The 14839-nt window shown below is 61.0% G+C and carries 15 protein-coding genes; 9 read left to right on the forward strand and 6 right to left on the reverse strand.

Annotation, left to right across the window (positions count from 1 at the left end; genetic code table 11):
• The first annotated feature begins 152 nt into the window (after nt 1-152).
• Both AC1Q6C_RS15620 and AC1Q6C_RS15625 read left to right on the forward strand, forming a co-directional pair.
• Nucleotides 153-935 (forward strand): hypothetical protein, encoded by a 783-nt coding sequence (locus tag AC1Q6C_RS15620; protein WP_003944809.1) that lies wholly within the window; start codon nt 153-155, stop codon nt 933-935.
• Nucleotides 936-1171: 236 nt separating this feature from the next.
• The gene (locus tag AC1Q6C_RS15625; RefSeq protein ID WP_003945020.1) at nt 1172-1600 is read left to right on the forward strand and encodes a PaaI family thioesterase; all 429 of its coding nucleotides are present in this window, start codon (nt 1172-1174) and stop codon (nt 1598-1600) included.
• Nucleotides 1601-1683: 83 nt separating this feature from the next.
• Here AC1Q6C_RS15625 and AC1Q6C_RS15630 read toward each other — a convergent pair whose 3' ends face one another.
• A complete protein-coding gene (locus tag AC1Q6C_RS15630; RefSeq protein ID WP_003944885.1) occupies nt 1684-3099 on the reverse strand; it encodes an NAD(P)/FAD-dependent oxidoreductase in 1416 nt (471 codons plus the stop codon).
• A gap of 411 nt (nt 3100-3510) precedes the next feature.
• Here AC1Q6C_RS15630 and AC1Q6C_RS15635 point away from each other — a divergent pair, with 411 nt between their 5' ends.
• Nucleotides 3511-4308, forward strand: coding sequence for an ArsR/SmtB family transcription factor (locus tag AC1Q6C_RS15635; protein ID WP_080726673.1), 798 nt, complete (start codon nt 3511-3513; stop codon nt 4306-4308).
• A 451-nt stretch (nt 4309-4759) separates the two neighbouring features.
• Here the strand turns inward: AC1Q6C_RS15635 and AC1Q6C_RS15640 are convergent, their stop codons facing one another.
• On the reverse strand, nt 4760-5077 hold the full coding sequence (locus AC1Q6C_RS15640) for a hypothetical protein (RefSeq protein WP_230359872.1): 318 nt from the start codon (nt 5075-5077) through the stop codon (nt 4760-4762).
• Between the two features lie 52 nt (nt 5078-5129).
• Between AC1Q6C_RS15640 and AC1Q6C_RS15645 the strand changes: the two genes are divergently transcribed.
• Genes AC1Q6C_RS15645 through galE form a run of 5 tightly spaced genes read left to right on the forward strand, consistent with a single transcriptional unit; the run spans nt 5130 to nt 10526 of the window.
• Nucleotides 5130-7217: a glycosyltransferase gene (locus tag AC1Q6C_RS15645; protein ID WP_165639265.1), complete on the forward strand. Its 2088-nt coding sequence runs from the start codon at nt 5130-5132 to the stop codon at nt 7215-7217.
• A 46-nt stretch (nt 7218-7263) separates the two neighbouring features.
• Nucleotides 7264-7536: a PqqD family protein gene (locus AC1Q6C_RS15650; RefSeq protein WP_007732082.1), complete on the forward strand. Its 273-nt coding sequence runs from the start codon at nt 7264-7266 to the stop codon at nt 7534-7536.
• A gap of 7 nt (nt 7537-7543) precedes the next feature.
• Entirely contained in the window at nt 7544-8422 is an 879-nt protein-coding gene (locus tag AC1Q6C_RS15655) for a phosphoenolpyruvate carboxykinase (ATP) (RefSeq protein WP_230359874.1), read from the forward strand.
• The gene (locus AC1Q6C_RS15660; RefSeq protein ID WP_492666688.1) at nt 8401-9531 is read left to right on the forward strand and encodes a nucleotidyltransferase family protein; all 1131 of its coding nucleotides are present in this window, start codon (nt 8401-8403) and stop codon (nt 9529-9531) included. The genes AC1Q6C_RS15655 and AC1Q6C_RS15660 overlap by 22 nt, the downstream gene beginning before the upstream one ends.
• Nucleotides 9528-10526, forward strand: coding sequence for a UDP-glucose 4-epimerase GalE (gene galE, locus AC1Q6C_RS15665; RefSeq protein ID WP_492666689.1), 999 nt, complete (start codon nt 9528-9530; stop codon nt 10524-10526). Before AC1Q6C_RS15660 ends, galE begins: the two co-directional genes overlap by 4 nt.
• 7 nt (nt 10527-10533) lie before the next feature.
• Here galE and AC1Q6C_RS15670 read toward each other — a convergent pair whose 3' ends face one another.
• Nucleotides 10534-11109: a hypothetical protein gene (locus tag AC1Q6C_RS15670; RefSeq protein WP_492666690.1), complete on the reverse strand. Its 576-nt coding sequence runs from the start codon at nt 11107-11109 to the stop codon at nt 10534-10536.
• Nucleotides 11110-11162: 53 nt separating this feature from the next.
• A complete protein-coding gene (locus AC1Q6C_RS15675; RefSeq protein WP_492666691.1) occupies nt 11163-11408 on the reverse strand; it encodes a hypothetical protein in 246 nt (81 codons plus the stop codon).
• Between the two features lie 603 nt (nt 11409-12011).
• On the opposite strand from AC1Q6C_RS15675, the gene AC1Q6C_RS15680 reads away from it, so the two are divergent.
• The gene (locus AC1Q6C_RS15680; RefSeq protein ID WP_230793231.1) at nt 12012-13061 is read left to right on the forward strand and encodes a GGDEF domain-containing protein; all 1050 of its coding nucleotides are present in this window, start codon (nt 12012-12014) and stop codon (nt 13059-13061) included.
• On the opposite strand, the gene AC1Q6C_RS15685 is transcribed toward AC1Q6C_RS15680, so the two are convergent.
• Nucleotides 13050-13523: a DUF5709 domain-containing protein gene (locus AC1Q6C_RS15685; protein ID WP_003945009.1), complete on the reverse strand. Its 474-nt coding sequence runs from the start codon at nt 13521-13523 to the stop codon at nt 13050-13052. The genes AC1Q6C_RS15680 and AC1Q6C_RS15685 overlap by 12 nt on opposite strands.
• 73 nt (nt 13524-13596) lie before the next feature.
• Nucleotides 13597-14772 carry a lipase family protein gene (locus AC1Q6C_RS15690; protein WP_054827626.1) on the reverse strand — a complete coding sequence of 392 codons (1176 nt, stop codon included), beginning with the start codon at nt 14770-14772 and terminating at the stop codon, nt 13597-13599.
• Nucleotides 14773-14839 lie beyond the last annotated feature (67 nt).

The following is a 14839-nucleotide window of genomic DNA, read 5'->3' on the forward strand; positions in this document are numbered from 1 at the left end:
TTAGGTTACGGAACCCTATGTGGGTGTGATCCCTGCGGGGCAAGTTCCTGTGAATATGCGGTGCCCAGCGTCACAGTTCTTTACTCTTGAATTATGGTGAGGCTAACCTACATTAAGAACCACAAGACAACTTCGGCCGATTGGAGTGCACGGTGACAATCACCTTGACCACCCAGCATGCGGATGTTCGTGAATTCGAACTCCGGTCGAACGCATTGAGCCGCACCAGCGTTCGCCTACGAGCACTCAACCCTGACTACCCGCGCGTCTACGCGGTTGCCGCCATGTCAGGTGAAGGCAAACGGCGTTGGTGGCAGTTGAGTGAAGGCTTGTGCGGGGATCGGGTGCATCAGATGTTCGCCCGCTCGCTCCAGGATCTCGACAGTGCCGAAGCTGCGGCGATACAGGTCGCAACATCACTGATTCACGCTGTGGTCGGCAGGGTTGCCGCATCGATCGTCTCCGAAGGTGCCGCTTGGGATCCAGGCCTCGAGAACCTGTTCATCCACATGGACAGCGACGGCGGTATCGACTGGGCCGGGGTGATCGACGAAACTCTGCGCGTCGCGCCGAACGGACGGGAGTCCGGCAGTGACGGCGTCGTCGACATGCCGTGCGAAGAAGCGCTCCTCGTCTGGACCGCGCACCGTTGCCTGACCTCGCTACGGGCGATCTACGACGCCGTCTCCAGGTGTGCGCCCGTCGACCAGTTCAGATTCTGGGGCTTGGTAGGGGAGTCGATCCTGGGCGCAGCGGCATATGTCCCCATCTTGGCCGGCGGGGGCGAATCAGCCGCTCAGCGCCGCGGGCAGGGGCTGCTGGACGCTTTTGTCGCCGCCGGACTGCCCGTGCGTGCACGCCGCAAGGTCTCGCTACGTCCTCGTTGGAACCAGTTCGACGAAGGGCTTGCTAAATTAGGTCAGCCTTGCCTATGATTGTGGAACACCGCGCGGAGAGCTACACCCCGCGAGAGTGACGAAACTGCCGGACCGCGCCGGAGTCCTGAGGGCTGCAGAGACTCCCGGTCCTTCCCACGGCGGGTTTCACATCGAATGATGTGAAACCCGCCGGTTCTTTTTCCAGACCTGATTCCAAGCTCGAGTTACCTCTCGTGTAATCAGGTAGGGAGTGGCAGCCACACCGGCGCCAGAGAATCACAGATGGAGATGGCATGGTCGACACTGCTGAGACCGCAGAGATGATGAAACGGCTCGGAACGGGCTTCGACGCCACCATCGGCCTGGAATACACCGAACTGAGCCCAGATCGCGTGCGGGCGCAATGGACCGTCAAGCCCACGCTGCACCAGCCCGCCGGGATACAGCACGGGGGTGTGTACTGCTCGGTGGTGGAGTCTCTCGCCAGCGTCGGTGGCACCGTGTGGCTGGGTGAGCGAGGACACGTGGTCGGAGTCAACAACAACACCGACTTCCTGCGCGCAACGCGGGAGGGCACTCTCACCGCTGAAGCCACCCCGATTCATCGCGGACGCACCCAGCAACTCTGGGAAGTTCGCATCACCGACGAGAACGACCGACTCGTTTCCAAGGGACAGGTTCGCCTCGCGAACATCACCGAGGTGGCGAAGATCGGAAACTGACAACACGGCAGTCGATCGAATGACGGAGGGCAGCTGTGGAGTTGAACTCCACAGCCGCCCTCCGCCGGTCACTCAGGTGTTGATCAGCCGGCGGCCTTCTGCTGCTTGCCGGCAGCCTTCTTGGCTTCGCCATTCGAAGCGCTGCCGGACTCCGTCGCTTCCTTGTTTTTCTTCTCCAATTCGCCCATCGCGTTTCGCGCGAAGACCTGCTGCTCGGTGGACGCCATCTGAGCACGGCCACGCCCGAAGAACGTCACCGCCCATGACAACAGCGTCGAGGCACGGGAACGGAATCCGACGAGGTAGAGGAGGTGAATTGCCAGCCAGGCAACCCACCCGATGAAGCCGCTGATCTCGAGCTTGCCCACCTTGGCTACCGCGCTGAAGCGCGAGATCGTTGCCATACTGCCCTTGTCGAAGTACTTGAACGGAACTCGTTCCGACGGGGACTTGCCGTCCAGTGACGCTTTGATCTGCTTGGCCGCGTACTTGCCACCCTGCATGGCAACCTGAGCCAATCCGGGCAGCTTGTCGAGCGACATCATGTCGCCGATGACAAAGACGTTGGGGTGCCCGGGCAGAGACAAGTCGGGATTGACCATGACGCGGCCGGCGCGGTCGGTTTCTCCGCCGCTCTGTTCTGCGAGCTGCTTGCCGAGGGGGCTGGCCTGCACGCCGGCGGACCACACCTTGCACTGCGACTCGATACGGCGAAGCGTGCCGTCCTTCTCCTTGATGATCAGACCGTCGTTGTCCACGTCGGTGACCATCGCGTCGAGCTGGATCTCGACGCCGAGCTTCTCGAGCGTCTCGGCAGCCTTGCGGCTGAGCTTCCCGCCGTACACGGGCAACACGGCAGGGGCGCCGTCGAGGAGCACGACGCGCGCTTCACGAGGATCGATCTTGCGGAACGCGCCGTCCAGCGTTCGACGGGAAAGCTCGGCGATCTGCCCGGCCAACTCCACGCCGGTGGGGCCGGCGCCGACAACGACGAAGGTGAGCAAGCGCGCACGCTCGGCGGGATCGTCCGACAGTTCGGCCTGTTCGAAGGCCCCAAGGATTCGTCCGCGCAGTTCGAGGGCGTCGTCGATCGTTTTCATTCCGGGGGCGAACTCCGCGAACTGGTCGTTGCCGAAGTACGACTGACCGGCACCGGCTGCCACGATCAGACTGTCGAACGGCGTAACAGTGACGCGTTCGAGCAGGCGCGAGGTCACGGTCTGATTCTCGAGATCAATGGTCTCGACCTCACCGAGCAGTACCTGTGCGTTCTTCTGCTTGCGCAGCACCAGTCTCGTGGCGGGAGCGATGTCACCGACCGAGAGGATGCCGGTCGCAACCTGATAGAGGAGCGGCTGAAACAGATGGTGGGTTGTACGCGCGATCATCGTGATGTCGGCATCGGCTTTTTTGAGAGCCTGAGTGCCGAACAATCCTCCGAAGCCGGAACCGATCACCACTACGCGGTGGCGGTGCGGTTCAACCGACTGGATGCTCATTCCGTACTCCTCGAGTTCTAGGCGACAGTCCTACGGTAGTCCCACCGCGGCCGAGCTTCTCTGCGAGCAGTCCGACGCGCGCCGGTGTGTCCGAATCGATCAAGCGGCCTCGAGGGTGATCACTCCCGAGGTGATCGGCTTGGCCGGACCCCGGGGTGATCACCACTTTGTCGAGGTGTCAGCTACTGGCGGACGGACAAGATGAACAGTGCGATGCACCCGCCGACGAAAACCAGGATCGACAGGGCCACCGAGGCATACCCGACACCCACTCCAATTGCTGCCCAGTCCATGTGCCCAACCTCTCTTACGGTGTAATCCGGGATTCAGATCACATCTGCCTAGAGACATCACACCTCATCTGTCCCAACTTTCGAAACCCGGCACGCCCAACCGTTGACATGCAAGTAAATGCTTGCATATTGTGAAGTTGTGAACGACCGGATGAATGCAGCCTTCAAAGCACTGGCCGATCCCACACGAAGGCTTCTCCTGGACCGCTTGTTCGTAGCCAACGGTCAGTCGCTCGGCGAGCTGTGCGACAGCCTCGACATGAGTCGGCAAGCTGTCACTCAACACCTCACCATGCTCGAGGACGCCAATCTGATCAGCACGGTCCGACAGGGGAGGGCGAAGCTTCACTATCTCAATCCCGTTGCGCTCGAGGAGATTCGAGAGCGGTGGATCAACAAGTTCGAGGTACCGCGCCTTCGTGCGCTCAGTACCGTCAAAAAAATCGCGGAGGAAGCCATGACCGACAAGCCCAGTTTTGTGTACGTCACCTACATTGCGAGCACGGCGGACAACGTCTGGAAAGCGCTCACCGACGCACAGGCCACCGCAGAGTATTGGGGACACAGCAACGTCTCCGACTGGCAGCCGGGATCGACGTGGGAGCACCGCCGGATCGACGGTTCGAACATTGCCGATGTAGTCGGCACCGTAGTCGAGAGCAACCCTCCGTCGAGGTTGGTCACCACCTGGGCTGATCCGAACGGCGAACCGGGCGTCGACATCTCTCGGGTGAGTTTCGACATCGAAGCCTTCGGCGCGATCGTGCGACTGACCGTCAAGCACACCGATTTGGCGGACGAATCGGCTCGCATGGAGGTGGCCGGTGGATGGTCGGCGGTGTTGTCGAACCTGAAGTCCTACCTCGAAACCGGAAGCACTCTTCCGGTGGCGCCGTGGGAGATGCCGGTCGGTTGACGGTTGTCGACCGGGACAAACGAGTCCCCTGAACAGGAGGAGATCGCCGTACGTTTGTCCGAACAGTCGGCCCAGTCCGGACTCAAATTCGCATAACCGTCAAATATCGGCGCGTTCAGTCTGTAAAGTTGCCAGAAGGATGCTAGCGTTTTGCCCGACATCGAGTGAGGACGACCTCGTCTCGGACGCATGGGAGAAACGCTATGGGCGGCGACGCTTTTCAGAATGTTCCAGTTGATCGACGCAAGTTCGTCAAGACAGTTCTAGCGGCCTCGGCGGTAACTGTGCCAGTCGTGACGTCGATCAGCCTCGGTGGTGCGGCGCCGGCCTTCGCAGCCGGTGACACGCCGAATCTTTCCGGAGCGCCAAGTCGTGGCCAGCAGAATCCGAATCAACCAGGCGGCGAGCAACCAGGCGGGAATCAACCCGGTGGTAATACTCCGGGAGGGAATCAGCCGGGCGGAAACGAGCCGGGCAATCCCGGATCATCGGGAAGTTCGGGATCGTCAGGAAGTTCGGGTAGTTCCGGGAGTTCGGGATCGTCAGGAAGTTCGGGTAGTTCCGGGAGTTCGGGACCGTCCGGAAGTTCCACAGGTTCCGGATCAACCGGTAGCTCGTCAGGTTCGGGTGGAACGACGACCGCCAAACCCACCGGGCCGACAGCGCCGACGGAGCCGACCGTCCCGACTGTGCCAACCGTACCGACGGTGCCGACCACTCGCACCGAGCCGACCTTCCCGACCCCTCCGACCCAGCCGACAAATCCCACGGAACCTACGTAGCCGACACGACGCGACTGGTTCCGAGGGGGAACACCGACGATGACAGAGTTCGACGTCGCGCTACACCGCGCTCTGAAGAAGTTTCAGAGCGCGGGGTCAGTTCAGGTGAAGGAGACTCCGCCACACGGAGAACCGGCCGATCTGACTGTCGCGATCGCGACCTACGACGATTTCGACGGCGCGTACTTCACGATCCACTCGATCTTGGTCCATCATCGCGAGGTTCTGGACAGAGTCGAATTCGTCTTGTTGGACAACAACCCCGAGGGGTTGCCGGCGCCGATGCTCGAATCGTTTGCCGGTTACATCGATCGGTTCCGCTACATCCCGTTCACCGACGTTCGATCGACTGCGGTGCGGGACGTCCTGTTCCGCAAGGCCACCGGAAAGTATGTCCTTGTCCTCGACTCTCACGTGATCTTGGCACCGGGATCGTTGTCGGCGTTGCTGGCGTATTTCGATGCGGACCCGGAAACCGACGATTTGATCCAGGGACCGATGCTCTCCCAGGATTCCTCGCACATCGCGGCCACCCACATGGACCCCAAGTGGCGCAACGGGATGTTCGGCTCGTGGGGAGTTGATCCGCGAGCGAAGCAACACCCGGACGTGCCTTTCGAGATCGTCATGCAGGGCCTCGGCTCATTTGCCTGCAGGCGTGAGGCGTGGCCGGGATTGAACTCGCACTTCACCGGATTCGGAGGTGAAGAGGGGTACATCCACGAGAAGTTCCGGATCAACGGCGGCAAGGTCGTCTGCCTTCCGGCTTTCGGCTGGCACCATCGGTTCGAGCGCCCGGCAGGCGTCCCATATCGAATAAACTGGGAAGATCGTGTTCACAACTACCTGCTCGGTTGGACTGAGGTCGGTTGGGACATCGATTCACTCCATCGTCAGTTCTCCGAATACCTCGGTGATTCGTATCCCGAGATTCGTCTCCGTGCGGAGCTGAGCGTCCAGAAACCCGAGTTGGCCTTTGGTGGAGTGATCGTTCTCGGCGACGACGGCCGAGTCGCTCCGTGGCGTTCATGCCTGGCGGAGGCCGAGTCGATCGAACTGACCGTTCACCGTGCCATTCCGTCGCAGGACGACGCTCCGGATGTGTGGAGGACTGCGTCTGCGTTCGTCGCCGGAATCGACAAGGCCATTCTGTTGGCCTGGAAATCGGTAGTTTTTCTGGACGAGGCTCGCGTGATCGAACCCGCGGTTATGTACAAGCTACGGAACATCGTCGACGACCTCCCGGCCGAGGCCGATACGGCTGTCATCCACGCACACGGCGAAGATCTGGTCGGAGTTGCACTGATTGTTCGCGCGGCGACATACGGAACTTTGCGAGACGAACTCTCACGAAGGATCAACGGACCCGTGCCGTCCGACTTCTCACTGGCGGCTTATCTGCTCGAGCGAGGCGCAGTCGACGTTGTGCTCGATCGCCCACTGTCGCCTGTCCGCGTAGGGGGAGAACCCAACCCCGTTGTCGAGGATTCTGAGTCGGACCTCGGTGTTGCCGTCGTGAATCTCGATCTTGACATCGACAGATGGAAAGCATCCTGGCATAGATTCATTCGCTTACCGCGCGTAACAGCGGTGGAAAGAGTGTCGGCTTTCGAGGACGCGATGAATCAGGACGCGGCCTTTGCCGTCTCGTGGCGTCGTGCGCTCGCTCGGGCGACTGAGAAGGGCTGGGATTCGGTCCTCATCGCTGCTGACGACGTCAGTTTGCTGGATGCCGCCGCATCGATCCTTGGCCATGCCCGCGAAGAGTTGGATCACGGCGATTGGGATGTCGTCCACCTCGGACACGACCCGAAATCGAGGGACGGAGCTCTGCTCGACGGTTCGGCACTCTTGCGCACCAGTCCTGAGAACCGTGGAGTCCACGCCGTTCTCGTACATTCGCGCGCCTTCGAGCGAATTCTCGACGAGATTGCGGATCCGGAGTCAGATCCCGAAGCATTCGGACAATGGGCGGGTCACTACCGAACTCTGGGCGACTACCTGGTGGATGCGAGTGCCGGGGGAGCGCTCACGTGCCTGACGCTGTCGCCCGGCATCGCCTCCACACGCAGCCTGATTCGTTCGGGCGCAATCGAATCCGAATACTCACGACGCTTCGCACTGTGAGACCACCACCAAAACGAAATCGGATTCGCTGAATCAAGGAGATATCTTGACCGAACTACTCGAAGGTGTGAGACCGCAACGCTCTCAGACGGTGGAGAGCAACGATCTCACCGACGGTGTTGTGCTGTACGACAGCTCCAGCGAGGTTGCCCATCACCTCAACCCGGTCGCGACGTTGGTGTGGGAACTGTGTGACGGCCGGACCGTCAGCGAAATTGTTCAGGCCGTGGCAGAAGTGCTCGAGATCCCTGACGACGAGGCGAAGTCGGTAGTCAACGAGACGTACGGACAGCTGAGCACCTCTCGTCTGCTGGTGTGAGAATTCCGTGACAGGCAACCACGTACCACAATTCCGGGCGCACTACCTTTGGGTTGACGCGATTGTGCGCGGTTTCCGCATACCCGAGGTCGGTGTCGTCGAGCATCGGATTGCCAGCCCGTGGCCTGCGGACAACAACGTCGAAGTTCGGATTCAGCGGAATCGAGCGACATTCGGTCGCTGGGACGTCACCATCGAATCGACCATCGGCGGCAGCCTTGAAACGCTGATCGGTCTGGACGGTCTCCAGCTCGCGGAGAGCGTGTACCGCACGGTGCACCGGGATGTCATGACGGCCGCGCACGCCCGACAGTGGACACGCCTGCACGCCGCTCTGGTCGACTGCAACGGTGTGAGAGTGGCGATCGCCGGGCATTCCGGGGCGGGCAAGACCACCTTGGCGCTCGCCCTTGCCCTGCGGGGTGCACAACTGCGTGCTGACGAAGGCGTCTTCATTCGTGGTACCGAAGCTGTGGGCTTACCACGGCGGGTTCACCTCAAAGCCGGTACGTTCGACGTCCTCCCGGAGATCAAAGCGCACGATTCGCTGTATCTTCCGTACGCCCCGCCGGTGTGGGCGTTGGACCCGTCAACCTTGCCTGCTGAACGAAACGTCAGCTCGGCGGTTCGCGGAATCGATCTGGTGCTGATCCTCGATGGATGGGACGAGGCGCCGACTCGACTCGCTCCGATGCCCGTATCCCAAGCGATACAGTCGCTGGCCGGGCAATCCGCACTGTGGTCCGACAATCACGGAGTGACCCTGAGAAACATCGCTGCTCTACTCTCGAATGCCCCGTGCTACAGACTGATTCGACATCACGGCGATACCGGCGCCGACACCGTGGAGGAACTGGTGGCGTCATGCGTGACACCCGGTACCTGATTTCCATGTTGAAACCCGAGTGTGGGGCCGACGTCATCCGCTTGTGTTCGCAGCAGGATTGGCCCAGAGTCATCGACGCCGCTGTAAGGCACAAGGTATTGCCATTGCTCGCCTCCCGAGCGGTCGAGGCCGGCTTCGCATCGGTCCTACCTGCGAGCTTCGCGGAAATGCTGTCGGAATCCTCGGCCACCGCATCGAGTCCGGAATTGACGCTGAGCCTTGTCCATCACCGAAACACCATAAGGATCTCGGACCTCGACGCGCAACGAGTGGAACTGCAAGAGTTGTTACACAGCAACGGCTTTCCGACGGTTGCACTGAAGGGTGCCGCCCTTCTCGAGCGAAGAATCTGGCCGAACCCGGCAGCTCGACGGATGACGGACATCGACCTTTTGGTCGTCGACCCTGCACATGCCGTTCCGGCCAACGACGCGATCCTCGATTTCGGCTACCGAATGGTCCGCCCCGACGAAGTGGACTCCGACTCCATCGATCACGACGATCACCAGGAACCGGCACTCCTTCGCGACGACCGTCATGGCTCCGTCGAAATCCATTCGCACTTACTTCCGAGGTTCGCCCGTCACGCGCTGACCCGGGAGGCCACGGTCCGAGGAATCAGCTCGGAGGCGGAAGGATCCCGCCTTGCGATGGCCGACGTGACGCTGCACGTCATCGCTCACGCGCGGCTTGCCGATCGGGCCTTGATTCGAGCCGATTTGTCGTTGAACAGTGTCTTCGACGTGGGGTACCTGCTCACTTCCGAACCGGAACTCGCTGTGACGCTCTCCAGACGCCAGTTGCCACGCGATGTCCGTCGGGCGGTGAACGTCCACTGGGCGGCGGTGGAATCGATCTTCGGCGTCAGTACCGGAATGACGACCTTCCCGGCGCGTTGGTGGTGGCGATGGACGCTGTGGTTGGCGGATCGCCCACGCCTGCACTCGCTCTACCGCGATCTGGTCATGGTGCCGCTCTTTCTCGACCGTGATCGGCTTTCCATCCGGGACGGGCGCGACCTACGTGGATGGGACTTGGCGCGCTCACGCGTGTCCCACTTCGTCCGTCGTGCGAGGACTGCCGTCGAAGATGCCGGGGGAGCGGCGTGAAAGTACTGATCACGGGCGGAGCGGGATTCATCGGAAGCACCGTAGCGTCGAAGTGCGTCGACGCCGGGATCGATGTCGTGATTCTCGACAACCTGCTGACCGGCCGCGCCGAATTTGCGCACAGATTCCCGTTCTACTGCGGCGACATCGCGGACGAGAAACTGCTCGACAAGGTATTCGCAGATCATTCCGATATCGATGCGACAGTTCACTGTGCGGCCTTGATCGTGGTCGGAGATTCCGTGAGTAGCCCGGCGCGGTACTACGAGAACAACGTATCCAAGTCGCTGACGCTGGTATCGAGTGTCCTTCGGAACGGGTGTGAGCGCTTCTTGTTCAGTTCCTCTGCGGCGGTGTATGCGCCGAGCGACGGTGGGTGTGTCGACGAACGCTGGGGGATCGCACTGCAGAGTCCCTATGCGCACAGCAAGGCTCAGTTCGAAACGATGCTCGACGACATTGCGGCGGCCACTGAATTATCGGCGATATCTCTACGCTACTTCAATCCGGTCGGGGCAGATCCGGAGCTGCGAAGTGGTACACCATCGGCACACCCGACCCACGCACTCGGAAAGCTGTTCGAATCATATTCGACAGGAACGCCTTTCAGGGTTACGGGAACGGATTGGCCGACGCGCGACGGATCCGGAGTGCGTGATTACGTTCATGTCTGGGACCTTGCAGACGCTCATGTTCGAGCACTGGAAAGGTTCGACCGGGTCACCGCTGAATCATCACGCATGACTGTGGTCAATCTGGGCAGCGGGCGGGGGACGACGGTGTGGGAGCTGGTACACACATTCGAGAACGTGCTCGGCGAAGATATCGACGTGGTCGCTGCCGGCCGACGCACCGGTGACACTGCCGGCGCTTATGCGTCGAACGATCGTGCGTTGCGACTACTCGGGTGGGTTCCGACATTCACCCTGGAACAGGGGATCGAGGACACCGCGCGGTGGCTGGCAGTGCGGCCGCACCTGCTCAACTCGGTGTAGCCGAACGTCAGCCCGTCGGGTCGTCGTCAACGGTGATGTTGTTGCTACGTAGCCAGAAGGTGGCGTCCGGATTCCACCCGGCGAGCACAGTGGCCCCCGCGTTGGCCGACAACGGGATCGCGACACCTGGCGTGGTCAGATAAGCCATCATGGTCAGGTGCACGGCGTCGTAATCCGCGGACACCGAAACCCAGTCCGGAATGAACCAGTCACGGTATTCACCGGTCGTGTCGTACCACACGGAGCGACGTGAAGCGGGCACTGGCAGGGGATAGGTATCGACCAGATTCGCCCAGTCCTGCGGACCGGTGATCTCGTAGATCCGGGGCGCGCCGTAGATCCTTACCGGCTGCACCCGCGCCTCGTTCGAGGAGATGTCTTCTTCGAGAAACACCCCGAGCGCCCCGATACCGTCGCGGGCCCTGGTTGTTTCGGTTGTACCGTTGGCAAACGGGATAGACCACCATTCGCCTCCGATGTGACGGTCCGGATCTTCGATCTGGTATTCCAGAAACTGACGTTCGTTGTCGAGTGCCTCAGCACGCCACTGTTCGAGGCCGTCCTCTGCACGGTAAATCCGCAAGGGTAGGTCCGACCAGCCGTAAATAGGGTTTCGCTTTTCAACCAGATTCTGGTTCAGACGGTCGATCGGCTCGGTCCACCAGGCAGTGTGTGGGGATACGCAAGACAGTGCAGAATCTCGAGTTCGGACATCTCGCCGATTGCCCGGATATCAACAGCGCCGAGAACTTGGAGCGCATCGTCCGGCGATTGAGGCCAGTGTCCACCGGATGTGCGTGCGCCGGCGCGGCATGCGTAACCGACGTTCGCACAGAAGCGACGGCCACGTGGTGAACCGAGGACGAGTGCAACGGAATCCATCTGGGTAAAGCTAGCGGACAAGCTGACGGGGGACGTTCGAATATCCATTACTTGACATAATGTAGATTATCGGCAAATTCTCGACCTGGCGATATCCGGTTCACGCCTGGTTCGTGCAACCTTCTTTGTTTCCGCCCACCCATGTCTGTCTGCCGGTACATTTGCCGGCTTTCCTGCGTTTCCGTCCGAGATCTGAGACAGGCTTGCACGACTCGACCATTGCGACTCCGCGATCGCTTGCTGAATTGCTACCGATCACCGCCTGGCCTCGCCGGCGACTGCGGCTACGCCGCGCGACCTGGACGTCAGGAACGACCAATAAGTGCTCTGATGTGGATTGATGCCGATAAACACGTCTCACCGACTTCCGGCTACCCCACCTCAATTCGTCACTGTGACGTATTACGGTTGACAGGCTGGAGGCGAGTTCAGTTCCATTGTCATCGCCACGGACTACTATCGCCGCATGTGTTGTATTCGACCGGCCGCTTCTCATGGTCAGTGGCCGCGATGAGCGACACACCCAAGGTCGTGCATCGCTGGCTCGCAGTGCCAGACCAGTTTGACCGATTCACGCGATTCTTGCGCGACAACGGAATTCTGATGCCGACTCGGATAGGCATCGGCGTATTGGTTTTCCTCCTGGGTATCACGATTCTGCTGAAGCGACTGGGCACTCATTCGGTACAGACCATCGGATTTCCGTTGGACGTCGTCGTCGCAGTGCTTGTGATGATCGGCGGAATTGCCCTGCCTGTCGTAGCGACCACCCGTGAAAGGTCGTATTTCTTCGTCGTTGCCGGGGACTTCGCCGTTGCGGTGATCGTGCTGGCTGAGGCGAATCCGGATCAGAGATTGCTCGGATGTCTCGTCTTCGGGCTCGTCGGCTCGTACATAGCCTTCTTTCACAATCTTCGAACTCAGCTGTGGCACCTGCTGTTTTCCGGGGCGGTCATCGTTGTTGCCAGCATCGGCGTGTTCACCGATGTACCTTCTGGCCTTCCAGACGTCCTGGGGCGCATTGCCTTTGCCATTCCTGTCATCACCGTCATACCGGTGGTCACGCAGATTGCTCTGGCGCTCCTGAGCAACGACGCTCAAAGCTCAGAACTCGATCCGTTGACGGACCTGCTGAATCGGCGCGGACTCGCACGGCGGACTTCCGAACTACTGCAAGCGAAATCCAGCCTCGACCAGTCTTTGCTGGTGGTGGTGATCGACATCGACAATTTCAAACACTTCAACGACACCTACGGTCACGACGTCGGCGACCGAGTCATACTGCGCACGGCCTATCGACTACACGACTGGGCCAGATCGGACGCGGCGATAGCGCGCATCGGCGGTGACGAGTTCGTCGTCGTTCAGATGATGCCGTTGCCGTACGTCGGCGATCTACTGGCCCGGATCGCGCCCATCATGAACTCCCCTACAGGCGAACCAATCTCGACGACCAGCATCGGCATAGCCATCCACAACGGCGCCTGGCCGGACGTACAAGCAGCAGAAAGTGGCGTTCACGATCTACATCGCCTCGCCGATTCGGCGATGTACGAAAGCAAGAGAATGGGTGGAAATCACGTCCACTCCATCGTTCTCACCGATCAACAGCTACAACAGCCACAACAGTCAGGCGGTCGTTCAGTCCTCTGAATCGTCGATCAGATGCATCGCGGCTTCCTCTGCCGACGCTGCGCCGCCGTCGATTCCGACGTCTCCGGCAATGAGTTCACTTTCCTCGTCCTCGTATCTGCCCTCGTCTTCGGCAACGAGACGCCCGACCCGACGGTTACCCACTTCGTCACCGTTCGGGAATTCTTCTTCCCGTTCGAATTCGTCGGCATCGGCGGGATCCTTCAAAGGATCTCCGAGCGACGCGTACGGATCGGGTTCTTCTTCGGCCAGGCGCTCGTCGAGGGTCTCCCCCGCTGATTCCTCGCTGCCGGTCAACCCGTGGGCATCAAGTCCCAGTGGGCGTTCCGGTGGTGAGATTCCCTCGTCGAGAATGTCGTCGACGCCTCGATCGATCAGAGTGTCTTCAGGTTGAAGCTGGTCGTCGGGATCGAGACTGTAATCGCCATTGCCGGCCGCGCCGGTGTCATCCGTGTCGCTCATACGATCAACGATGCCACGGGCACACCGAGTTGGCCATGTGCCGCGCCTGCTCGATACGTCACTCCGGAGACATTCAGCACGAACGCGGGGCCGGCACTCCGTCGAATCGGTCCTGTAGGTACTCGAATGCGGTGGGCAGACCGAGGACCGCAGTGGTGAGGTGGTCCGGGCTGGGGAACAGTTGGGATTGAATCGTGGCTCCGGCGGCGCAGTACCGCGAAATCGTGTTGACCACCGAATCGATGGGGATCAGAACGTCGTCGGGCGTGTGCCATTCGAACACCGGGGCAGTCGGCACACCGGGATAGAGTTCGACGCTGTTGTCGTCCATCACCTTTCGCACTTCAGGGCTGGACAGCAAGGATGTCGACGTCGACACCTGAGAGGCACTGCGCCCGGCACCGACCCTGAGGATGTCGTTGGTGCACGCGTTGGTGAGTTCGGCCCGCATCGACCGTCCGAGGTCGTTGAGTTGGTTGCTCAGCGGCAGTAGGTCGGGATACTCGCGTTCGAGGCCCATTGCTGCGGCGAAGGCGAGGCCGAATGCCGGGTGCGGATCCTGTCCGAGGCCGTTTGCCATCTTGGACAGATTCATCGGGACGCCGCCCTCGGCTACACCGACAAGGTTGACCTCGGGTGCGTAGCTCGGGGCCAGTGCGGCCGCCCACGCGGTGGCCATGCCGCCGCCGGAGTAGCCGGCAATACCTACAGGGCTGGCGCCACTACGCAATTCGGGGACTTTCTGAACGGCGCGGATACCGTCGAGCGTGATCTGTCCGCCCAGGCGCGCGGCGCCGTACGCACTGTTGGGTCCGAGATGGTCGGGAAGGGCAATGGTCCATCCACGTTGCAGCGCGACGTTGAGGATGGGCGCTTCACGGATGACGATGTTGGGATCCGATGCGTAAAGCGCGCGAGATGGCGCACATCCCGTACCGAGTGCATTGACGATGTGCTGATACGAGAGCAACGGGCCGTCTTGTGCTTGATTCGGCGGGACCAGGATCGTGCTGACCGCGGCAATAGGCTTGTTCTCTGAGTTCGTGGACCTGTAACTGACCTGCCAGATCGCGACGCCGGGAAAGGTCATCAGGTCAGGGGCCCGGCGCACGGAGATCGGCGTGCCGGCGGTCCCCTCGGCAGCTGCTTGCGAGTAGAACGGGTCCGGGTCCGGTGCCGGATATGCGGGATCGGCCTGTGCAGTCCCCCCGGAGAGCAGTGCGGCAGTCAGTGCAGCGGCAGTCAGCATCGATCCGGTAAACACGCGTGTGGTTCGCAGTTTCAACGTTTTCCCCTCGTCCGGACCCACCCGGGGT

Source organism: Rhodococcus sp. MT28, from assembly GCF_058792695.1.

Bases quoted from the DNA above. Each gene is read 5' to 3' on its own strand.
- AC1Q6C_RS15680 (WP_230793231.1), top strand. From the start codon at position 12,012: ATGCCGACTCGGATAGGCATCGGCGTATTGGTTTTCCTCCTGGGTATC.
- AC1Q6C_RS15685 (WP_003945009.1), bottom strand. From the start codon at position 13,523: ATGAGCGACACGGATGACACCGGCGCGGCCGGCAATGGCGATTACAGT.
- AC1Q6C_RS15635 (WP_080726673.1), top strand. From the start codon at position 3,511: ATGCTTGCATATTGTGAAGTTGTGAACGACCGGATGAATGCAGCCTTC.
- AC1Q6C_RS15690 (WP_054827626.1), bottom strand. From the start codon at position 14,772: ATGCTGACTGCCGCTGCACTGACTGCCGCACTGCTCTCCGGGGGGACT.
- AC1Q6C_RS15660 (WP_492666688.1), top strand. From the start codon at position 8,401: ATGCGTGACACCCGGTACCTGATTTCCATGTTGAAACCCGAGTGTGGG.
- AC1Q6C_RS15645 (WP_165639265.1), top strand. From the start codon at position 5,130: ATGACAGAGTTCGACGTCGCGCTACACCGCGCTCTGAAGAAGTTTCAG.
- AC1Q6C_RS15675 (WP_492666691.1), bottom strand. From the start codon at position 11,408: ATGGATTCCGTTGCACTCGTCCTCGGTTCACCACGTGGCCGTCGCTTC.
- AC1Q6C_RS15625 (WP_003945020.1), top strand. From the start codon at position 1,172: ATGGTCGACACTGCTGAGACCGCAGAGATGATGAAACGGCTCGGAACG.
- AC1Q6C_RS15630 (WP_003944885.1), bottom strand. From the start codon at position 3,099: ATGAGCATCCAGTCGGTTGAACCGCACCGCCACCGCGTAGTGGTGATC.